At 64.3% G+C, this 20,517-nt stretch carries 21 protein-coding genes and 1 pseudogene; 12 read left to right on the top strand and 10 right to left on the bottom strand.

All coding sequences use genetic code 11. The annotated features are described in order from the left end of the window. Window positions 1–235: 235 nt before the first annotated feature. Both ISG32_RS13075 and ISG32_RS13070 read right to left on the bottom strand, forming a co-directional pair. Complete coding sequence (locus tag ISG32_RS13075; RefSeq protein WP_228529781.1) at window positions 236–760, bottom strand: acyloxyacyl hydrolase; 525 nt, start codon at window positions 758–760, stop codon at window positions 236–238. Window positions 761–1,014: 254 nt separating this feature from the next. Further along, window positions 1,015–1,683, bottom strand: a complete 669-nt coding sequence (locus tag ISG32_RS13070) for a Spy/CpxP family protein refolding chaperone (RefSeq protein WP_194771429.1) — start codon at window positions 1,681–1,683, stop codon at window positions 1,015–1,017. A gap of 346 nt (window positions 1,684–2,029) precedes the next feature. On the opposite strand from ISG32_RS13070, the gene ISG32_RS13065 reads away from it, so the two are divergent. Then, window positions 2,030–3,046 (top strand): recombination-associated protein RdgC, encoded by a 1,017-nt coding sequence (locus tag ISG32_RS13065; RefSeq protein ID WP_194771428.1) that lies wholly within the window; start codon window positions 2,030–2,032, stop codon window positions 3,044–3,046. A 23-nt stretch (window positions 3,047–3,069) separates the two neighbouring features. Here the strand turns inward: ISG32_RS13065 and ISG32_RS13060 are convergent, their stop codons facing one another. Together ISG32_RS13060 and ISG32_RS13055 are read right to left on the bottom strand one after the other, a co-directional pair. After that, a complete protein-coding gene (locus ISG32_RS13060) occupies window positions 3,070–4,266 on the bottom strand; it encodes a hypothetical protein (RefSeq protein ID WP_194771427.1) in 1,197 nt (398 codons plus the stop codon). A 150-nt stretch (window positions 4,267–4,416) separates the two neighbouring features. After that, the gene (locus tag ISG32_RS13055; RefSeq protein WP_194771426.1) at window positions 4,417–5,742 is read right to left on the bottom strand and encodes a dicarboxylate/amino acid:cation symporter; all 1,326 of its coding nucleotides are present in this window, start codon (window positions 5,740–5,742) and stop codon (window positions 4,417–4,419) included. A gap of 271 nt (window positions 5,743–6,013) precedes the next feature. On the opposite strand from ISG32_RS13055, the pseudogene ISG32_RS13050 reads away from it, so the two are divergent. Together ISG32_RS13050 and ISG32_RS13045 are read left to right on the top strand one after the other, a co-directional pair. After that, window positions 6,014–8,671 (top strand): annotated as a pseudogene (locus tag ISG32_RS13050) (hybrid sensor histidine kinase/response regulator). Between the two features lie 56 nt (window positions 8,672–8,727). After that, the gene (locus tag ISG32_RS13045; RefSeq protein ID WP_194771425.1) at window positions 8,728–9,384 is read left to right on the top strand and encodes a suppressor of fused domain protein; all 657 of its coding nucleotides are present in this window, start codon (window positions 8,728–8,730) and stop codon (window positions 9,382–9,384) included. A gap of 19 nt (window positions 9,385–9,403) precedes the next feature. On the opposite strand, the gene ISG32_RS13040 is transcribed toward ISG32_RS13045, so the two are convergent. Further along, on the bottom strand, window positions 9,404–9,802 hold the full coding sequence (locus ISG32_RS13040; RefSeq protein WP_194771424.1) for a tautomerase family protein: 399 nt from the start codon (window positions 9,800–9,802) through the stop codon (window positions 9,404–9,406). Between the two features lie 227 nt (window positions 9,803–10,029). Here ISG32_RS13040 and ISG32_RS13035 point away from each other — a divergent pair, with 227 nt between their 5' ends. Further along, the gene (locus ISG32_RS13035; protein ID WP_194771423.1) at window positions 10,030–10,887 is read left to right on the top strand and encodes a LysR family transcriptional regulator; all 858 of its coding nucleotides are present in this window, start codon (window positions 10,030–10,032) and stop codon (window positions 10,885–10,887) included. 30 nt (window positions 10,888–10,917) lie between these two features. Here ISG32_RS13035 and ISG32_RS13030 read toward each other — a convergent pair whose 3' ends face one another. After that, window positions 10,918–11,556: a response regulator gene (locus ISG32_RS13030; RefSeq protein ID WP_194771422.1), complete on the bottom strand. Its 639-nt coding sequence runs from the start codon at window positions 11,554–11,556 to the stop codon at window positions 10,918–10,920. Window positions 11,557–11,622: 66 nt separating this feature from the next. Between ISG32_RS13030 and ISG32_RS13025 the strand changes: the two genes are divergently transcribed. The 3 genes from ISG32_RS13025 to ISG32_RS13015 all read left to right on the top strand — a co-directional run bounded on the left by ISG32_RS13025 (window position 11,623) and on the right by ISG32_RS13015 (window position 13,854). Next, complete coding sequence (locus tag ISG32_RS13025) at window positions 11,623–12,876, top strand: nucleoside recognition domain-containing protein (RefSeq protein WP_194771421.1); 1,254 nt, start codon at window positions 11,623–11,625, stop codon at window positions 12,874–12,876. Window positions 12,877–12,921: 45 nt separating this feature from the next. Beyond that, entirely contained in the window at window positions 12,922–13,179 is a 258-nt protein-coding gene (locus tag ISG32_RS13020; protein ID WP_194771420.1) for a hypothetical protein, read from the top strand. Window positions 13,180–13,596: 417 nt separating this feature from the next. Then, on the top strand, window positions 13,597–13,854 hold the full coding sequence (locus ISG32_RS13015; RefSeq protein WP_194771419.1) for a DUF3297 family protein: 258 nt from the start codon (window positions 13,597–13,599) through the stop codon (window positions 13,852–13,854). 146 nt (window positions 13,855–14,000) lie between these two features. Here ISG32_RS13015 and ISG32_RS13010 read toward each other — a convergent pair whose 3' ends face one another. Further along, window positions 14,001–14,960 (bottom strand): 2-hydroxyacid dehydrogenase, encoded by a 960-nt coding sequence (locus ISG32_RS13010; RefSeq protein WP_323745933.1) that lies wholly within the window; start codon window positions 14,958–14,960, stop codon window positions 14,001–14,003. A 22-nt stretch (window positions 14,961–14,982) separates the two neighbouring features. Next, entirely contained in the window at window positions 14,983–15,969 is a 987-nt protein-coding gene (locus ISG32_RS13005; RefSeq protein ID WP_323745932.1) for a Bug family tripartite tricarboxylate transporter substrate binding protein, read from the bottom strand. Window positions 15,970–16,078: 109 nt separating this feature from the next. On the opposite strand from ISG32_RS13005, the gene ISG32_RS13000 reads away from it, so the two are divergent. Continuing rightward, on the top strand, window positions 16,079–17,023 hold the full coding sequence (locus tag ISG32_RS13000) for a LysR family transcriptional regulator (RefSeq protein ID WP_194771418.1): 945 nt from the start codon (window positions 16,079–16,081) through the stop codon (window positions 17,021–17,023). Between the two features lie 39 nt (window positions 17,024–17,062). On the opposite strand, the gene cueR is transcribed toward ISG32_RS13000, so the two are convergent. Both cueR and ISG32_RS12990 read right to left on the bottom strand, forming a co-directional pair. Continuing rightward, window positions 17,063–17,515: a Cu(I)-responsive transcriptional regulator gene (cueR, locus tag ISG32_RS12995; protein ID WP_194771417.1), complete on the bottom strand. Its 453-nt coding sequence runs from the start codon at window positions 17,513–17,515 to the stop codon at window positions 17,063–17,065. Next, window positions 17,512–17,709, bottom strand: coding sequence for a heavy-metal-associated domain-containing protein (locus tag ISG32_RS12990; RefSeq protein WP_194771416.1), 198 nt, complete (start codon window positions 17,707–17,709; stop codon window positions 17,512–17,514). The genes cueR and ISG32_RS12990 overlap by 4 nt, the downstream gene beginning before the upstream one ends. Before the next feature lie 203 nt (window positions 17,710–17,912). Here ISG32_RS12990 and ISG32_RS12985 point away from each other — a divergent pair, with 203 nt between their 5' ends. The 4 genes from ISG32_RS12985 (at window position 17,913) to ISG32_RS12970 (ending at window position 20,516) form a co-directional block, all read left to right on the top strand. Beyond that, a complete protein-coding gene (locus tag ISG32_RS12985; RefSeq protein ID WP_228529780.1) occupies window positions 17,913–18,713 on the top strand; it encodes a quinoprotein dehydrogenase-associated SoxYZ-like carrier in 801 nt (266 codons plus the stop codon). After that, window positions 18,710–19,702 (top strand): quinoprotein relay system zinc metallohydrolase 1, encoded by a 993-nt coding sequence (locus ISG32_RS12980; RefSeq protein ID WP_194771415.1) that lies wholly within the window; start codon window positions 18,710–18,712, stop codon window positions 19,700–19,702. Before ISG32_RS12985 ends, ISG32_RS12980 begins: the two co-directional genes overlap by 4 nt. Before the next feature lie 164 nt (window positions 19,703–19,866). Beyond that, entirely contained in the window at window positions 19,867–20,196 is a 330-nt protein-coding gene (locus ISG32_RS12975) for a c-type cytochrome (protein WP_228529779.1), read from the top strand. Window positions 20,197–20,201: 5 nt separating this feature from the next. Then, the gene (locus tag ISG32_RS12970) at window positions 20,202–20,516 is read left to right on the top strand and encodes an SEL1-like repeat protein (RefSeq protein WP_194771414.1); all 315 of its coding nucleotides are present in this window, start codon (window positions 20,202–20,204) and stop codon (window positions 20,514–20,516) included. Window position 20,517 lies beyond the last annotated feature (1 nt).

The following is a 20,517-nucleotide window of genomic DNA, read 5'->3' as shown; positions in this document are numbered from 1 at the left end:
GTAGAGCGCACAACAATTTGTGGATAACTTGCTTTTGCCTCGGAGCGACAATGACTTGGGAAAATCCAAACCATGTGCCTGGAGGTACGGTTTGCACGATGTCGAAATGGGCACAACTTAAAAGTTTTCCACTTTTCTGTGGATAACCTGAATTTGTTCTTGAAAATCTGTACAAGTTTATCCACACCCGCACTGGTATTGGCTTTCATCTGTGGACAACCAGTTGGCAAGCCGTTCAGAAGTGGTACGCGTAGCGCAGCTGTGCAAAGTTTTCGCCGGGATTGGGGTGTTTGATGCCCGCGTTGGATATGTGCTCGACGCGCAATTGCAATTCATGGCGCCGTTGCTCGCCGAAGCTGTAGCCCACGCCCAGGTGGCTCGCGAAGTTGAAGGAGGTACTGAACTCCTTGTGGACGGTGATGTAGCGGTCGGTCATGTAGCTCAGGCCGATGCCTGCCTGCACGAACCAGGGCGAGCTCCCGTTGTACGCGCGCCAGCGCAGCGTGGGGGTGAGGCCAAGCATCCAGGAGCGGTCATGGCCGTGGATGCCGTCGAACGACAGGCGAGTGGCGTAGATATCCCAGAATCCGCGCACCTGGCCGCCCCAGAGGTCGTAGGACCAACCGTTCCACGGAAGGGTCATGCCGACGGTGGCGGCGTGGGTGCCCCCATCGGCCCCGCTGCCCTGCAGGTAGATGGATGGGGCCTGGGACAGATCGGCTGACGTCGATGGCTGCGCTGCCGCTGCGGTGACAAGCAATCCAGAAAAAAAAATCAGCGCAGCGTTTCTGCGCCATGTTCTGAAAATGCTTTTGGATTTGTCGTGTGCGAAGTGGATCGACATGTCAGTACTCCCACGGTCAGCAACCTGTTTGTTGCTGACTTTAGTCTGTGGATGACCGACCGTGTCGTAGGTCTTCACCGCATGACGGATGGCATTTGGTGAGCGGTGCTTTCGACAATGAACACAAAAGCCCGCAAGTTGCGGGCTTTTGAGGTCAAACCAAGGACGGATTACTGCGGCTGAGCAGGCGCTGCCGGTGCGGCGTCCGAAGGTGCGGGACGGCCCTTGCCGTCGTGACGCGGATGGTGCTTGCCGTCATGATCGCCACGGCGATGTTCGTGGCCCTTGCGGGCTCCGTCACGCGGGCCATGCTCGCCGCCGGGACCGAAGCGATGCATCATGCGCTTGCTTTCCTGGTCGAACACCTTCTGCTGCTCGGGCTTGAGCGTGGCGTAGAAGGTCTTCACGGCTTCACCGCGACGATCCATCTCGGCCGAGCGCTGTGCGTGCATGGCACGCATGCGGTCGATGCGTTCGGGCGTGGTCAGCTTGTCCATCTCCTTGGGGTCCAGACGCGCATGGTCAGGCTTGTCCTTGGGGCCCATGGACGCTTGGAAGGCGTTCCAGGCGGGTTCCTGGTCGGCGGTGATCTTGAGCTTCTGCTTGAAGGCTTCGGCATGCTTGGCCATGCGTTCCTGGCGCTGCTCGGGCGACATGCGCTGGCCGCGTTCGTGATGACGATGACCGGGCTTGGCGTCTGCGGGAGCCGATGCGGCGGGTGCCGTGGCTTGGGCAGGCGCTGCGGTCTGGGCCAGGGCCGGGGTGGCTGCGGCGGCGAACATGGCCGCGGCCAGTGCGGTGGCAGCAAAAGTGCGGGTGCTGAGAGCGAATCGGGCCATGATGAGATTTCCTTTCGTGAAATGTCTCGTGTCTGTCGTCGAGAGATTGGGGCGCCGGGGGTGTCCGCCTGGGAGGGAGAGAGCAGGTCGAGAGGGGCGGAGCAAGAACCCCGGCGCTTGTGGACAAGTGTCGGACCGCCATGTATCGCCACCGTGTGCTGAATTTCAATCTGTGTAAAGTTCTACGAATTTCCCCGTGGCCGTGAATGGCCCCTTCGGGTGTTTCGTCCTGTTTCCCCGCGCGCGCCGTCGGGTGGGGCGGCTATGCGGGACAATGAAGGCATGCCGTCGGGCAATCGCTCGAAATGGCTCACGTATTACGCACAGTGAAGGACGGATAGTTATCGTGTTCAAAAACATGATCGTGTATCGCATCGCCGAGTCTTGGCAGGCGGAGTTGACGCAGTTGGAAGAAGCGCTCGCCAAGTCGCTGTTCGAGGAATGCGGCGCGACGCAGGAAAAGTCCGTGGGCTGGGTGCCCCCGCGCGGCGAGGAGCATGGCCTGCTCGCCGAATCCGTGGGCGGGCAATGGATCCTGCGCCTGATGAGCGAATCCAAGGTGCTGCCGGGTTCGGTGCTGGCGCGCAAGGTCAAGGAAAAGGCCGCGCGCATCGAGCAGGAAACCGGCCGCAAGCCCGGCAAGAAGGAAAGCAAGGAGCTCAAGGAAGAGGCCAAGCTCGACCTGCTGCCGATGGCGTTCACCAAGCAGGGATCGACCTGGGTGTGGATCGATCCCGAGGCGCATCTGCTGGTGCTCGACACCGGCAGCCAGGGCCGCGCCGACGAAGTGGTGACCATGCTGGTCGACGCGCTGCCGGGCTTTGCCGTGGCGCTGCTCGACACGGCCGAGTCGCCGCAGGCCTGCATGGCGCACTGGCTCAAGGAACAGGAGCCTCCGGTTGGCTTCAGCATCGATCGCGAATGCGAGCTCAAGAGCGCCGACGAGGCCAAGGCCGTGGTGCGCTATTCGCGCCATCCGCTCGACATCGACGAGGTTCGCGAGCACATCGAGCAGGGCAAGCTGCCCACCAAGCTCGCGATGACGTGGGACGACCGCGTGTCGTTCGTGCTCACCGAGAGCCTGCAGATCAAGAAGGTGTCCTTCCTCGACACGGTTTTCGAAGGCCAGAAGCAGGACGACGGCGATTTTGATGCCGACGTGGCGATCGCCACGGGTGAGCTCACCAAGCTGCTGCCCGATCTGATCGAGGCACTGGGCGGCGAGGGCCGCACCGAACTCGGCGGTGGCACGTCGGTGGCCACGCCCCGCCCGGATGCCGACACCAAGTCGGGGGCTGTGGACAACTCCAGGTCCGCGGTGACGGCGGAAGGTGATGACGAGGAAGAAGATCCGCCGTTCTGAGAGCGTGACCACGCTCTGGTGGCTCAACGCCGCGTGAAACTGCTGGCGATGGCGTCGAAATCCTTGCGCCTGTCGGCCCGAATGAAGGGCCGTACGGTGGAAAAGGAGAGGGCGTAGTCGTCGCGGCAGACGACGTAGGGCCGCGCGTCTTCCATGAACCGGAACTGCGCGCCCCGGGCACTCATCCACAGCCCGAATTGTCCCGTTTCGCGCATGCGGTCGATGCATTCCTGCTCGACGTCCTGCGCGCCGCCGATGGACTGGAGCAACCGCTCCAGCAGCTTCGGAAGAAGCGCTTTGCCGTCCGGCCTCGCGGGCTGCATCAGCCAGCGGTTGAAGTCGATGGGCTCGCCGGTGGTCAGATCAAAGGTCTGAAAGCCCTGTCCCTCGTTGGGATGCGCGCCGCCGCAGTAGGAGCCGGTTGACGTCTCGATGGAGATGACGCGCGCGGATTCGGCGATCAGGTGCATCGCGCCGTCGTATTCCGAGCACTGGCTCCAGTCGCTGTTCATGTCCTCGCGCGTGGCCGTCAATTGGCGGTTGATGGCCTGCAGCGCGGCTGCTGGAACCGCCGGGGCGGGCAGCAGCTCGAGCGCTCTGGCCTTGGACACGGGGTGCATCAGGTATTTGAGCTTCACCCGGCGCGGCTGCACCTTGAGGTCCGCGCGTTGCGCTTTAGTGAGGTGCATCTCCTGCCATGGGCGATCCAGACGCTTGCGCTCAAAGGCCTCGCAGGTGTCCGCCACGCGCCTGAGCAGCAGCGGCGCGCTGTCCCATCTGGCGGCCAACGAGGGATCGCCGCGCAGGCGGAAATGCGTCGTCCCCTGCCAGGACTTGTCGCCGCTCTCCTTGAGCGTCATCCAGTCGACAAGAGGCTCGCCCCGCAATGGCTCCGCAAGCGATGGGGTGCAGCAGCCGCCCTCGAGGCTGGTCTGCCATGTGCCCGTCAGCTCGACGGGCTTTTCGGATGGCGGCCGCGCCATGCGCTGCGTGTTGGGCTTGAAGATATCCACAGCGGGCGTCGGCTCCTTCGTCGCCAGCACGTAGAACAGGCCCTCGTCCTGCTCGATGCAGGCCTGCAGCGCATGGCCCTTGAGCGTGCCTTCATAGAGATGGCCAGGCAGCGTGTCGGAGCTGGACTGGGCCTGGGCCAACGCGCCCATCCACAAGAGCAGCAGGCCACAGCCAAGCCGGTGAAACGGGCGACGGGCGATGTGCATGAAAGGCCTTCTGGAGTGCGGCGGTGCGGTTTTGCGATGCTACGCAGTGCGGCCGCAAGTTGTCCACAGCCGCGCCATGAAAGACAAAGCCCCGTGGCCGACAGACGTCAGCCACGGGGCTTTCCGGATTGCGCGCTTGAATCGGAATGCTCAGGCGTGCTTGGCGCCCACTTCTTCGGGTTCCGGCGGCAGCGTTCCGCCCAGGGCTGCGTCGAGCTTGTCGTGGTCCAGCGCCTTTTCCCACTTGGAGACCACCACGGTCGCCACGGCGTTGCCCATGAAGTTGGTCAGCGAGCGGCATTCGCTCATGAAGCGGTCCACGCCGAGAATCAGCGCCATGCCGGCGACCGGCACTTCGGGCACCACGGCCAGCGTCGCGGCCAGCGTGATGAAGCCCGCGCCGGTCACGCCGGCGGCGCCCTTGGAGCTCAGCATCGCCACCAGCAGCAGCATGATCTGGTGACCGAGCGTGAGGTGGGTGTCGGTGGCCTGCGCGATGAACAGCGCCGCCAGCGTCATGTAGATGTTGGTGCCGTCAAGGTTGAACGAGTAGCCGGTAGGCACGACAAGGCCGACCACCGACTTGCTGCAACCGGCGCGCTCCATCTTCTGCATGAGCGAGGGCAGGGCCGATTCGGACGACGAAGTGCCCAGTACCAGCAGCAGCTCGGCCTTGAGGTACCTGGCCAGCTTGGTCACCGAGAAGCCGCACATGCGCGCCACGGCGCCGAGAATCACCAGCACGAACAGCAGCGAGGTGATGTAGAACGTGCCGACCAGCCACGCGAGGTTCACGAGCGAGCCCAGACCGAACTTGCCGATGGTGAAGGCGATGGCGCCGAAGGCGCCGATGGGAGCGGCCTTCATGAGAATGCCCACGAGCTTGAACACGGGGACGGTGAGCGACTCAAGGAACTTCAGCACGGGCTTGCCGTGGTCGCCGGACATGGCCAGCGAGATGCCGAACAGCACGGCGACGAACAGCACCTGCAGAATGTTGTCACCCACGAACGGGCTCACCAGCGTCTTGGGAATGATGTCCATGAGGAAGCCGGTGAGCGTCATCTCGTGCGACTTGCTCACATAGCCCTGCACTTCCTTCTGGTCCAGATCGGCCACGTTGATGTGCATGCCCGCGCCCGGCTGGATCACGTGCGCGACGATCAGGCCGACGATCAGCGCGAGCGTCGAGAAGAACAGAAAGTAGACCATGGTCTTGGCGAACACACGGCCCACGGTGCGCAGCTGCGTCATGCCGGCGATGCCGGTCACGATGGTGAGAAAGATCACCGGCGCGATGATCATCTTCACCAGCTTCACGAACGCGTCGCCCAGCGGCTTGAACTGCTGCGCGTAGGCCGGCTCGAAGTAGCCGAGCAGCACGCCGACCACGATGGCAAAGATCACCTGAAAATAAAGCTGCCGATAGAACGGCAAGTGCTCGGGCTGCGCAGCCTGCTGCGGAATGGGTTGCATGCGGGTTCTCCAAAGTTTGAATGCGAGACCGCACGCGGGAGCAAGGTGTTTCACGAGCCATGCTGCGAGCGAAACCATCGCCAGCTTGCGGAATGTTTCGGTTTGTACGGCGCATGGCCTCCGCTGGCGATAACACATTGGTATTAGACGGACCGCGCTCCCTCTGGGTGATTCGCGTAATCTACGGGTAATTACCTAGTATCTACACTGTGGTGTTCGGCGGTTCAATCACCTGCCGCCCCTTCCTTTTGACTTCTGATCGACCGAACCCATGCCCTCTTCGCGCCGTCGAATCATGTGGACCGTGCTTGCCGTGCTCGCAGGCATGCTGGTCTGCATGCTGCTGGCCAGCCAGTACGCGCTGCACCGCTTGCTGCAGGACGAGAGCCGCACCGTGGAGCGCCAGCTCTCGCTCTATGCCCAGGAGCTGTCCCAGCGCATCGACCGCTAGCGCACGCTGCCCGAGGTGCTGGCGCTGGATCCGCAGCTGCGCGCGGCGCTCACGCATCCCCTTTCGAGCGCCGAGGTCGACGCGCTCAATCGCAAGCTCGAGGCGGCCAACGGCGCCAGCCACTCGTCCACGCTCACGCTGATCAACGCGCAGGGCCGGGCGCTGGCCGCGAGCAACTGGCGCGACGAGCGCAGCAACGTCGGCGAGGACTACAGCTACCGCCCCTACGTGACGCAGGCCATCGCCGAGGGCCGGGGCCGCTTCTACGGCATCGGCATGACCACCGGCGAGGCGGGCTACTTTCTCTCGCGCGCCATCGTCGATGACGAGAGCAACATCGTCGGGCTCATCGCCATCAAGATCCTGCTGATCGAGCTGGAGCGCGGCTGGCTGCAGACGAGCGACATCGTGTTCGCCTCCGATGCGCACGACGTGGTGTTTCTCGCCAATCACGACGACTGGCGCTACCGACTGCTCGCGCCGCTCTCCCCCAAAGACCGGAACGAGCTCAGCGCGACGCGCCAATACGCCGATCAGGAGCTGCGGCCATTGCAGTTCAGCATCGACAAGGAAGTGGCCGACGGGGGCACGCTCGCGCGCTTCAGTGAGCCCTCGCTGTCGCAGCCGATGCTCTGGCAGACGGTCCAGCTGCCCGACTCGAAATGGCATCTGCACCTGCTGCACAACACGCACAACAGCACCATCGCCAGCCGCTGGGCGGCGGTCGCGGCGGCGGGCATTTGGCTCGCGCTCGCGATGCTGGTGCTGTATGTGCGCCAGCGCCAGCGCCTGTCCAACCTGCGCCAGCGAAGCCGGCAGGAACTGGAGACCGTGCTGCACCAGCACGCGCAGGAGCTGCGCACCGCGCAGGACGGCATTCTGCAGGCCGCCAAGCAGGCCGACACGGGGCTCTCGCGCAGCCTGCAGCACCTGCCCCAGGGCGTGGTGGTGATCGATGCGGATCTGAATCTGGTGGCCTGGAATTCGCGCTATGTGCAGCTGTTCCGCTTCCCGCCCGAGCTCATGCGCGTGGGTGCGCCCGTCGAGGCGCTGATCCGCCACAACGCGCGGCGCGGACTGATCGGCCCCAACCCCAGCGAAGAGGCGATCCAGCGCCGCCTCGACCATCTGCGCGAAGGCACGAGCCACCTGCATGAAAGCGCCAAGAGCGACGGCACGGTGCTCGAGATCCGCGGCAATCCCATGCCCGATGGCGGCTTCGTCACGAGCTACGCCGACATCACCAGCTACAAGAACGCCGCACGCGAATTGCGCTCGCTGGCCGACACGCTCGAGCAGCGCATCGCCGAGCGCACGCGTGACCTCGACCAGGCCCGGCGCGAGGCCGAATCGGCCAACCGCTACAAGACGCGCTTCGTCGCCGCCGCCGTGCATGACCTGCTGCAGCCGCTGAACGCCGCGCGCATGTTCAGCTCGCTCCTGCGCAGCCATCTGCACGACGACACCGCGCGCCATGTGGCCGACAGCATCGACGGCGCGCTCACCGCGCAGGACGGCATTCTCAACAGCCTGCTGGACATCTCGCGCATGGAGTCCGGCCAGCTCGACGTGCACGTGCGCGACTTCGCGCTCGGCCCGCTCCTGCAGGTGATGCAGCACAACTTCGGCATCATCGCGGAAAGCCGCGGCTTGAAGCTCACCGCCGTGGGCTCGCGCTACGTGGTGCACAGCGACGAGGCGCTGCTGCGCCGCATTCTGCAGAACCTGCTGTCCAACGCGATCCGCTACACGCCCAAGGGCCGCGTGCTGATCGGCTGCAGGCGGCGCGGCGACCATCTGCGCATTGAAGTGCGCGACCAGGGCCCAGGCATTCCCAAGAGCCTGCAGCGCGAGATCTTCGAGGAGTTCCGCCGCCTCAACGAAGGCCACGACCAGGACCGAGGTGCGGGGCTGGGGCTCGCCATCGTCGAGCGTCTGGGCAAGCTGCTCGGCCACGAGATCGGCCTCGTCTCCGAACTGGGCCGGGGCAGCACCTTCTGGGTCAGCGTGCCGCTGGCCGCGCAGCAGCCGCATCAGGCCGACGCGACCGCTGCCACCAACCCACCCGAAGCCCGCGCCGACATGCCGCTGCAGGGCCTGCGCGCCTGGTACATCGATGACGACGCCCCCAGCTGCGCGGCCACCGGCGCTTTGTTGGAGCGCTGGGGCTGCGAAGTGCCGTTCGCGGGCGGACCTCAGGCCGCTCTCGATTTCGCGAAGCGGGGCAACGCGCCGCAACTGGTACTGCTTGACGTGCGCATGGGCACCTTCTTCGGCCCGGACCTGTATAGCGAACTGGCCGCAATCTGGCAGCAGCAGCCGCAGGTGATTCTTGTGACCGCCGAACGCGACGTCGCCCTGCGCCGCAACGCGGCGGAACGCGGCTGGGCGATGCTGTTCAAGCCGGTGCGACCCGCCGCGCTGCGGGCGCTGCTGAGCCAGACGCTGCTGCGTCTGCGCGAGACGCACGAAGACTGAGCGCGGCCGCGGTTCGCTATCATGGACGGCTCCATCCCTTCTCTTCGGGTGCCATCATGTTCTCTCGTCTGAATCCGTTCGGCAAAGACGGCAAAGCACAGCCATCCACGCTCGCTGCGCAGCGCGTGTCCACCATGCAGGAGGAGCTGGGCGAGCCGGAATATGTGGATCTCGATCCCGACCGCACCCACCCCATCGACATCTATGCCTTCGGCCGCAATTTCATCGAGGAGTGCGGCGAGGAGGATGAAGACGACGACGAAGGCTATGTGCTCGTGACGTCCGGCATGAGCGACATGCTCATGCCCGTGCCACCAGACAACGAGGACGACTCGCCCGCTGCAGAGCTGGTCTGGTATGTGCGCGAGCTCAATCCCGAGTACTTCCACAATCTGCGCTGGCTCGCGCGCCTGCCGCGCGTGGACGACATGTGGCATGGCTTCGGTCGCAGCATCCCGATGCAGGAGCCGCCGCTGAGCGTCAGCGGATTCCGCACGTTTCTGCTTCTGCCGTCGATCATCGGCACCGACAGCGAACTGTTCTCGCATCTCAGCCACGACGAGCATCCGGTCGCCACGCTGGTCGTGCATCTGCTCTCGGCACAGGAGCATGCACTGATCCAGACGGACGACGGACTCAACGATTTTCTCGATCTGCTCGACGAACACGACTATCCACTGATCTTCGACCCGGACCGCGCGTCCATCGTCTGAACATCGCACGGCAGCCGGATCACACGCCGGCCTGCTGGTGCCGGAATTCCTGCGTGCGCCCGCCATATCCATAGGCCGCCGCGCGCGCGTCAATCACATGCACGTAGCTGACCTCGTGCAGGTCGGGTCGCAGCTCCTTGAACGCCGCATGCAGCTCGCGGATGAACTGCGCCTTCTCGGCCTTGGTGTTGGTCTCGTCGGTCACGCTGATGTCGAGATGGAACGCGCTGCGCCCCGTTTCGGCGAGTGTCTTTCCCGCGATGAACCATTGTTCGGAAGGTGTGAACAACACCTGTATGGAGATGACCTCCGGCTTCTTTCCCAGAACGCGACAGGTGAGATCGATCACCTTGTCCACACTGCGCTGGCCAAGCGCAGCATCCACGGGGCCGGAGAGATGGAGAACGATATGGGGCATGTTGTGTACACCTCTGTTGATAAGCATGTACATGCATTCTGGATATCTTTCATCCATCGGTAAAACGGGAATATCAGTTGGTATCCATCGGAAAACCCAGTGGATAATATGCGCACAAACGGCTGCACAACTTGCGTATGAATGCGTATGACCTGCGTGCAACCATATGGAAAATTCCTGTAGAACTGCGGTATGTCCTTTGGACAGGTCCGTGCAGAAACTGTGCAATGCAAGCCTTCGACATCGATCAGCTCCGAACCTTCGTGCATGTCGTGAACGCCGGCAGCGTGACTGCGGGCGCGGGCGAGGTGTTCCTCTCGCAGTCGGCGGCCAGCGAACAGTTGAAGAAGCTTGAAGACCGCGCGGGCAAGCTGCTGCTGGTGCGCAGCAAGAGCGGCGTGCAGCCCACCGCTGCGGGCAAGCTGCTGCTCGAGCATGCGCTGCGTCTGCTGGCGATGAGCGACGAAGCCTGGCGCGATCTGCATGAGGCGCCGCTTGAAGGCGAGCTGCGTCTTGGCATCACCGACTATTTCCGTCCGTCCGAGGTGACCGGGCTGCTCGCTCGCCTTGCGCAGCAGCATCCCGGCGTGCGTCTGTACGTGACCATGGGGAAAAGCCGCGTGGTGGAAGAGGAACACTCCGCCGGGCTGCTGGACATCGCCATCACCATGCGCGCCGACGGCAGAACCAGTGCACGCGCGCACCTGCTGCGCACCGAGCCGCTGCGCTGGATGGCCGCGCCCGGAAGGTTGCCGACCAGAGGCCAGGCGCTGCCGCTCGTCACGTTGACCGAAGGGTGCTCACTGCGGGTGCTCGCCGAAAAAACACTGGTCCACAGGGGCGTGGCGTTCACCGTCGTGCATGTGGCATCGGGCGTGCGCGGAATGCAGTCGGCTCTGGCGGCCGGTCTCGGGTTTGCGTGCCTGAATGAATCGGCTTTGTGCGAAGGGCTGGAGGTGGTTTCGGCGCGCGCGTCACGCCTTCCAGCGCTTGGCGCGGTGAGCTTTCAGATGCTGCCCGCGCGGCGCGGCGATGCGCCGATCGTGCGCGAGGTGCGAGAGCTGCTGATCGCGCAGTTGGGCTGAAGGCGGGGGCGTCAGAGCGTGTTGACGCTCTCAGACGGTGCTCTCGGGCTCGAGGCTCTTGACGAGCACGGCGGCCTGCGTGCGGCTGTAGCACTCGAGCTTTTTCAGGATCGCCGTGACGTGCACCTTCACGGTGTTTTCCGCGAGCCCAAGCTCGTGCGCGATCTGCTTGTTGAGCAGGCCGTCGGCCAGACACATGAGCACTCGGAACTGCTGCGGCGTAAGCTGCGCGAGCCTGGCGGCCAGATCCGCATCGGCCGGTGAACTCTCCGCGTCGGTGTGCGGAAAGGACAGGTCGCCATCAAGCACGCTCCGGATCGCCGCCACCATGTCGTCGGCCGAGGACGACTTGGGGATGAACCCTGCCGCGCCGAACTGCTGCGCGCGCCGGATCACGCGTGGATGCTCGTTGGACGAAATCACGACGACGGGAATCTGTGGATATTCGCCGCGCACGTGCAGCAGCGACGAGAAGCCCCGCGCTCCGGGCATGGCCAGATCGAGCAGCACCAGCTCGATTTCTGGATGCTCGGCCAATGCCGTGCCCAGCGTCTGGGCGCTGGCGGCTTCGAGAATGGAGAACGGCGCGAAGCGTTCATGCAGCACGTGGATCAGCGCCGCGCGAAACAGCGGATGGTCATCGGCGACAAGCAACGTGGAATCGGGCATGGCGTGCAGTCTGCCATGGGTTGGCCCATGCGGCGAAGACATGCCCCGAAACGCTACCATCGCGGCATGGCACTCAACTGGGTCTGGATCGGGTTTTTCACAACCGCTTTTTTCACCGCCGTCTGGCGGTGGTGTACCGGCGACGACGGGATCTTTCAGGCATTGCTCGGCGCGATGTTCGACGGCGCGCGCTCGGGCTTTGAAATCTCGCTGGGCCTGGCCGGCATCATGTGCCTGTGGCTTGGGCTCATGCGGGTGGGCGAGAAGGCTGGAATGATCGAGCTGCTCGCCCGCATCGCCAGCCCGGTGCTCACGCGGCTCTTTCCCGGTGTGCCCAACGGCCATCCGGCGCAGGGCGCGATGACGATGAACATCTCGGCCAACCTGCTGGGACTGGACAACGCGGCCACGCCGCTCGGACTCAAGGCCATGCGCGAGCTGCAGTCGCTCAACACCGAAAAGCCCGATAGCGCGAGCAACGCGCAGATCATGTTCGTGGTGATGAACACCGCCGGGCTCACGCTGATCCCGACCTCGGTGATCGCGATCCGCCAGAGCGTGGCGCTCAAGCAGGGGCTGGGCGCGAACTTCAACGCGGCCGACATCTTTCTGCCGACGCTGATCGTCACCTTCATCTCGCTGCTGGCCGGCGTGCTGGCCGTGGCGCTCTGCCAGCGCCTGCCGATCTGGAAGGCGCGGCTGCTGGTGCCGGTGCTGCTCATCGGCGGACTGCTGGCAGCGGCGGTCGCGGCGCTGGCGCAACTGCCCGCCGAGCAGGCTGCGAAGATCGCGGGCGCCATCGGCGCGGCCGTGATTCTCGGCGTGGTGATGCTGTTTCTGCTGGTCGGCGCCTGGCGGCGGGTGAACGTCTACGACGCCTTCATCGACGGCGCGAAGGAGGGCTTCGGCGTGGCCGTGCAGATCATTCCCTACCTGATCGCAATTCTCGTGGCCATCGGCGTGTTCCGAGCGGCGGGATGCATGGATGCGCTGCTGGCAGGCATTGGCGCCTTGGTGAGCGCGCTCGGCATGGACACCGAATTTCTGCCGGCCCTGCCCGTGGGGCTCATGAAGGTGCTCTCGGGCGCAGGGGCACGCGGTCTGATGATCGACGTGCTGCAGACCCATGGTGTGGACAGCTTTGTGGGCAGACTCGCCGCGATCGTCCAGGGATCGACCGAGACCACGTTCTACGTGCTTGCCGTGTACTTCGGCAGCGTGGGAGTGCGTCATGCCCGTCACGCGCTCGCCTGCGCGCTGTTTGCGGACGCTGTGGGCTTGATCGCGGCCATCGGCATCGGATACCTCATGCTGCGCTGAAATTCACGCTGCAGGGCCGGAAAACGGGTTTCCCGGGCCTGCGCCATGCCGGGCATCGCTGCACGCACGGCTCTTGGCGAGGCACTTTCCTTTGAACAACTACGCCGCTTTGGCTTTGCCAAAGCGGTTTTTTTGTTTTTCAGGCAAGTTGTTCAACCTTATCCACGGTTATCCACAGGAAATCTCCAGCAAATCGTGGATAACAGGCGGTCTTTGGAGTCTTTCGAATTTTCAAGTCTCACATTTTCAGCGCGGCATCTTTCCAAAGTTCTCCCTTGGTTGTTCTTTAAAGCTGTTATTTAAGAATGTTAGTAGTAATAGGGAAGCGCGGAACCTGTGGATAACTGTCTTTTTGTTTTTTGAATCAAAAACTTGCTGAAAAAACAAGCATGTGGAGCCGACCCGGTTGCCGTTGCATCCGGAATGGGGATAAATTCCGGGAGATTGCCCAGGCTGTGAACAAGTGTTGGGTTGTTCGGACTCCGCCCTCAAAGTTATCCACAGCCACGGTTTTTACCGTTAAAACACGATATAACCATCGTGAATGTTATTGTTGTAGCTCCTGAAACAATAGCTTTTTGCCCTTTGAAAATAGGCTTTGCCACAGTGGGAAAAGAGCCTTGGACAACTGTCGGCGCGTGGGCTCTTGAGGGGAAGCGGGCGGGCGTTCGCGGCGGTTTGCGGGACAATGGCGGCTTTCGAACCATCAGAATTCGCACCGTGACCGATTCAGCAACGCCCCAACTGCCAGACCGCCTCTCCATCGATCCCCGCAGCCCGCATCACAAGCCGGAGTTCTTCGAGCACGACATCGGCATCACCTTCAATGGCAAGGAGCGCTTTGATGTCGAGGAATACTGCGTGAGCGAGGGCTGGGTCAAGGTACCCGCCGGCAAGACCGTGGATCGCAAGGGCCGGCCGCTGCTGATCACCCTCAAGGGCAGGGTCGAGGCCTTCATCAAGCCTGCAGCCCAGTGAGAATTGCCTGTTCTTTGAGCAATCTGCGGGTCGCTCACTGAACGACGGAAACGAAAAAAGGGAGCGCCTCACGACGCTCCCTTTTTGTGTTGCCTTCTTTTTAAGCAGATTTTTCGGGGCTGCTTAAATTTGAGGCAGACCCCGTATCAAATCGGAGTGAGCATGCTGCCGGTGCGCAGAAACTGCTCCACATTGGCGACCACGCAGCGCTGCATATCGAGGCGCGTGTCGGTCGTGGCGCTGGCCATGTGCGGGGTGAAAACCACGTTGGGCAACTGGCGCATGATCTCGGGCGCGCCGGGTTCGCCTTCGAGCACGTCGAGGCCCGCTCCGCCGATGGTCCTGTGGACAAGTGCGTCGATCAGCGCGGCCTGATCGATCACCGTGCCGCGCGCGATGTTCACCACGATGCCCTGGGGGCCGAGTGCCTTGAGCACGTCGGCGTTGACGATGTGGAAGGTGCTCGCGCCGCCGACGCAGGCGAGCACGAGGAAGTCCGCCCAGGCGGCCAGCTCGGTGAGCTCGGGCATGAAGGTGTGCGGCAGGTCGGGCTTGGCCGAGCGGCCGGTGTAGCGCACTTCCATGTCGAAGCCCACGCCGCGCCGCGCGATGGCCTGGCCGATGTTGCCCATGCCGACGATGCCAAGGCGCTTGCCCGACACGCGCAGGCCGACCGGAAACTCGCCGAGGCGTACCCATTTGCCGTCGCGCACGTACTGGTCGCCCTCGGCCACGCGGCGGGCGCTGGCGAGCAGCAGGGCCCAGGCCATGTCGGCCACGCAGCCGTCGAGCACGCCGGGAGTGTTGCTCACCGGAATGCCGCGCGCGCGTGCGGCCGCCACGTCGATGGTGTCAAAGCCCGCGCCCCAGCTGCTGATGCCGCGCAGGCGTGGAAAGCGCGCGATGGTCTCGGCGCTGCAGCCGATGCGGGCGGTGGTGACGAGCAGTTCGACCTCGGCCGCATGCGCATCGATGAAGGCGGCATCCTTGTCCCACAGGGAGATGGCGCCGTGCCGCTCACGCAACTGGGTGTCGGCGTGCTCGCCGATGGAGATCATCTGCGCGACGCGCAGGGGGGGCTGGACTTTGACTGACTGCTGACTCACTCTGAAAAGACTCCGTTGAAGTTCACTCTACTTTGGCACCCGATATTTTCACCGCTTCGGCCCAGCGCTTGGCCTCGGCGTCGATCAGCTTCGAGAAGTCCTGAGGCGCGAGGTTGTTGACTTCCGCGCCCATTTCTTCGAGTTTCTTCGTGAAGTCGGGCGTGGCGACGATGGACTGGATGTCCTTGTAGATGCGGTCGCGCAGCTCCACCGGCAGCTTGGCGGGCGCGAAGGTGCCGAACCAGGTGGCGCCGACGAAGCCCTTCATGCCCTGCTCATTGAAGGTGGGCACATCGGGCACGGCCGCCATGCGCTTGTCGTGGGCGAGGCCGATGGCCTGCAGCTTGCCCGCCTTGATGTAGCTCGTCACCTCGGAGAGCGTGGCGAAGGCCATGTCGACCTGGCCGCCGAGCAGGTCGGTGATCATCGGCGACGCGCCCTTGTAGGGCACATGGACGGTGTTGACGCCCGCGCGGGTCTTGAACAGTTCGCCGGTCAGGTGCTGCACGCTGCCGTTGCCGGGCGATCCCATGCTGGCGCCGCCGGGCTGGGCCTTGATCCACTTGAGCAGTTCCTCGAGGTTCCTGGCGGGGACCTTGGGCGTGGTCACCAGCACCAGCGGGATCGTGGCGGTGAGCGTGATCGGGGTGAAGTCCTTGATCGGGTCGTAGTTCAGCTTGGGATAGAGACTGGCGCTGATGGTGTGCGTGGCGGTGGTCTCGAACAGCGTGTAACCGTCCGGTGCGGACTTGGCGACGTTCTCCGCGCCCACGGTGGTTCCGGCTCCGGCGCGGTTGTCCACGACGACCGCCTGACCCCATTTCGTGGCGAGCTTGTCGGCGATCATGCGGCCGATCACGTCCGTTGCGCCGCCTGGCGGGTAGGGGACGACCATGCGCACGGGTTTGCTGGGGTAGTTTTGGGCGAGGGCCGAAGTGACGGGGGCGAGCGTGGCGGTGCAGGCAAGCACTGTCAGCAGGGTGCGCAGAGTTGAGCGGCGAGTGTTCACGTGAAGTCTCCAGAATGTTCGAGTCGAAGGTTGATGCTCTTTTTTGAATTCGATTGGAGCGGGTTCAACTCATCAACACAAATCGTTATTTGTCTATGATTCATCGCCTATGGCTATGAATATCAAATACCGGGCGGTCAAGGCGTTTCTGCTGGTGGTGGAAAGCCGCTCGTTCACGCATGCGGCGGGAGCGCTGGGGGTGACGCAGCCTTCGCTCTCGGCGCTGATTCAGGATCTGGAGGACACGCTGGGCCTGAAGCTGCTGGAGCGCTCCACCCGCAGCGTGGCGCTGACCGAGGCGGGCGAGGAGTTTCTGCAGCGCATCCAGCGGCCGCTTGCCGACGTGGAGGAGGCCTATCGCAGCGCGCTGGATCTGTCGGCGGCTCGGCGCGGCACGGTGATCGTCGCGGCACTGCCGTCCGCCGCCTTCGGACTGGTGCCGCACGCGCTCGCCCGGCTGCGTTCGGTGCATCCGGCGCTGCAGTCGCGCGTGATTGAGGCGCATACCGATCAACTGCTCGAGATGCTGCGCACCAACCAGGTGGAGTGCGCCATCGGCCCGCTCTCGGAGGCCGCGCCCGATCTGCATTTCGAGCCGCTGCTGACCGATGGCTACTACGCTGTTTTTCCCCACGGTCACGCGCTTGCGCAGCGCTCCAGCATCCGCTGGGAGCAGTTGCTGGCGCACGATCTGGTGCTGCTCGCGCGCGGCTCCAACGCCCGCGAACAGTTTGATCGGGGCCTGCAGGCGGGCACCGACGAATCCGCCGAATCGGCCGAGCCGGTGATGCCGCGCTGCGACGTCACCCACATCATCACCGCCGCCTCGATGGCCAGGCATGGCCTTGGCGTGGCCCTGCTGCCGCGCCTTGCGCTGCCGGAGCTGAATCTGCAGGGTCTCGTTGCCCGCCCGATCCATGCGCCCAACGCGCACCGCGAGATCGGGCTGATGCACCGCCGCGACCGCGTGCTGGGCCCGGCGACGCGCTATTTCATCGAGCAGCTGCGCCGCGTGACGGGAGATGTGGAGCGCAGTCTGCTGCCGCTGGATTGATGCGGTTGCGCGAGGCTGGCACCGCGGGCGGATTGGGAGTCAGCGCGGCGCGTTCGCCAGATCGTCGAGGATGGGGCAGTCGGGACGGTCGTCGCCGTGGCAGCAGTGGACCAGTGACTGCAGGCTGCGCTGGATCGCCTGCATGGCGGCGATGCGTTCCTCGAGGCTTTGAATGTGGGCCTGTGCGACCTTCTTGACCTGGGCGCTGGCGCGCTCCTTGTCTTTCCAGAGGCCGAGCAGGGTGGAGATTTCCTCCATCGAGAAGCCGAGGTCGCGCGATCGGCGGATGAAGCGCAGGGTGTGGACATCGGCCTCGCCGTACTGGCGGTAGCCGCTGTCGGTGCGGGCCACTTCGGGCAGCAGGCCGAGCGATTCATAGTGGCGCACCATGCGTGCCGAGACACCGGCACGCTCGGCGGCCACGCCGATCGCCACCGGCCAGTGGACCGGTTTGACCGGCTTAGACGCGATGGCGTGTTTTGCGCTCGTCATGCGGCGACGGTGTAGCCTTCTTCCTTGATGGCGTTGGCCACGGCGTCGCGCGATTTCTCGCTTTCGACCACGACCTGTCCGGTGGGCAGATCCACCTGGATGATGGCGTCGGCGTCGATTTCACGCACGGCGTGGACGACGGCGCGTTCGCAGTGGCCGCAGGTCATGCCCTTGACTTGGAATGTGTACTTCATGCTGGTTTTCTCCTTCAGTGATGGCTGATGGTTCGATGATGTACCTTGACACGATGTCAGAGTCAAGAAGGTTTTGCCGCTTCCTTCATTGCGAAGTGTTCCAGGCTGGGACAACCCTGCCCGAATCCTGTAGAAAGCGGGGCTGGCATTGGTCTTGCAGCCCGTTGGCGATGCCAACGAAAAATGCGAAGGGGACAACCGTGATGAAGGTGAAGGTGATGATGCGGCGCCGCAAAATCGTGCTGCTGGGCTTGCTCGCCGCGACTCCGGCTTTGGGACAGGAGGATCGCACGGGCGGCGACCCGCTGGGTTCCATGCAATGGCCGACGCTGCGCAAGCAGTACCTGGGCGATGCGCCCGTGCGCTTCACGGACGAGGTGATCGTGCACACGCCGCCGTTTGCCGATGACGCGATGAACGTGCCGCTGCAGATCGACGCGCGCAGGCTCGCGGAGGTGGGCGGTGGCATCCAGCGCATTCTGGTGGTGGTGGACCGCAATCCAGTGCGCGAGGTGCTGGATTTCGAGCCGATGCGCGCGCTGCCGATGCTGTCGTTCCGCATCCGGCTGGAGCAGGCTTCTCCGGTGCGGGCGATGGTGCAGACGCGGGACGGCCAATGGCATGTGGGCGGCGTGATGGCCCAGGCGGCCGGGGGCGGCTGCACGGTGCCGGGCGCGTCGCGCGCCGACGGTTCGTGGAAGACGACGCTCAACCAGGTGCAGGCGCGGATCTTTGGCAACGTCATCGATGGCAGCCGCCGCCTGCGGCTGCGGGTGATGCACCCCATGGACACGGGGCTGGTGGCGGGGATTCCGGCGTTCTACATCGATCGCCTGGAACTGCTGGACGCGGGTGGCGAGCTGTGGTGGCGCGTGGGGCTGCACGAGCCGGTGTCCGAGAACCCGCTGATCACCTTCGAGCTGCCATCGGAGGGACCGCAGGAGTTTCGGCTGCGCGGCCAGGACAACAACGGCAACCGCATCGAGTCGGAGGTGAGGTCATGATCGGCAAACACGTGGCGCTGGCTTTGGTGCTGGCGGGATGGGGGGCTGGAGTGTCGGCGCAGACGCCTCAGACGGCGCCGCCCGCTCCTGCCAAGGTGGACATGCAGACGCTCGACTACCGGCTGGAGCCGCGCCGCATCGCGGAGAACACCTGGGTCATCGAGGGCGCGGTGGAGGATTTCTCGCGCAGCAATGGCTGCAACATCATCAACACGGCGTTCATCGCGACGGATCAGGGTGTCGTGGTGATCAACACCGGCCCTTCGCGCCTGTATGGCGAGCAGCAACGCAAGGCGATTGAAAAGCTCACGCAGCAGCCGGTGCTGCGGGTGTTCAATCTCAATCTGCATCCTGATTATTTTTTGGGCAATGCGGCCTGGAGCGACAAGCCCACGCAGGCGCTTGCCGGCAGCATCGCGGGGATGAAGGCCGAAGGCGCGGCGTATGAGGACAACCTGTATCGGCTTTGCGGCGACTGGATGCGCGGCACGCAGGCCGAGCCGGCGCGCGAGGCGATCGTGCCGCAGACGATTCGCCTCGGCAGCCACGTGCTGGAGCTGCGCCGCCTGCGTGGCCATACGGGGGATGATCTGGTGATCATCGACCAGACGACGGGCGTGCTGTTCGCGGGCGGGCTGGTGTTTGCCGACCGCGTGCCGACCACGCCGCATGCCGATCCGCAGGCATGGCTCGCGAGTCTGCAGATGCTCAGGCAATGGCAGGACGATGGCCTGTTCAAATGGGTGGTGCCGAGCCACGGCCCGGTGCATGAGGGGCCGCGCGGCATGGAGCAGACCAGTGACTGGCTGCAGTGGCTGGTGTCGCTCATGCAGCGCAGCGCGGACAAGGGCGTGGACTTGAGCGAGCTGCTGCGTACGCGCATTCCCGAACGGTTTGCCGGGTGGGGGGCGCAACCGGCGGAATTCCACCGCAGTCTGGCGCAGTGGTATCCGCGCTATGAGGAGCAGGCGCTGAGCAAGTCCAAGTGACGGTGGCTGTGTCTTTGTGTCTCTTGATGTGCGTCATTTTTGAACACTGTCACGGTGTCTTTGTGACAGGACTGAAGCGGTCATAGAGGGAGCGGCAGGCTGGAGCGCATTGGCATGGATGTTGCCACTGGCTTGGGACTTTCAACCCTCACTGCTCCACGACTATGCGCACTGCTTTCATTCTCGGTTTCTTCATGGCTGGCGCGGCGGGTCACGCCGTCGCCAACGATGTGGACGTGGCCGCCGCAACGGAGTTGGCCAAGGCGACCGGCTGCTACAGCTGTCACTCGGCCAAGGAAAAGATCGTGGGCCCGGCCTTCGCGACGATCGCTGAAAAGTACAAGGGCGACAAGGACGCGGTGGCCACGCTCTCGCAATCCATCCAGATGGGGTCCACGGGCAAGTACGGACGCGTTCCCATGCCGGGGCACTCCAGCCTCAAGGCGCCCGATCTCAAGCTGCTCGCCAGCTACGTGCTGTCGACCAAGCCATGACTGCCATGAGCCCGGTCTACGCACAGCACCTGCCGCACCCGCGCACGCTGCTGGGTGCGGCGCGCATGACGTTGGAGCCGCTGGAAGGCCCCAACAGCCTGCACTTCAAGGCCTATGCCGCTCGCCGGATGGGCTATCACGACGAGGCGCGTGACCTGTGGGAGGGCCTCGCCGACGAGGGCGATGCGGATGCGCTGTTCGAGCTGGCCCGCATGGCCGAGCTCGGGCTCGGGGAGCCGTGCGACGCGCGGCGCGCCTGCACGCTGTATCAACGGGCCGCGCAGCTGGGGCATCACGCGGCGAAAACCCGCCTGAGCTGAT

Source organism: Diaphorobacter caeni (assembly GCF_015354245.1).
GTDB lineage: Bacteria > Pseudomonadota > Gammaproteobacteria > Burkholderiales > Burkholderiaceae_C > Diaphorobacter_A > Diaphorobacter_A caeni.
Note: the sequence above shows the minus strand (reverse complement) of the source record. Positions and strands in the feature narration are given on the sequence as shown.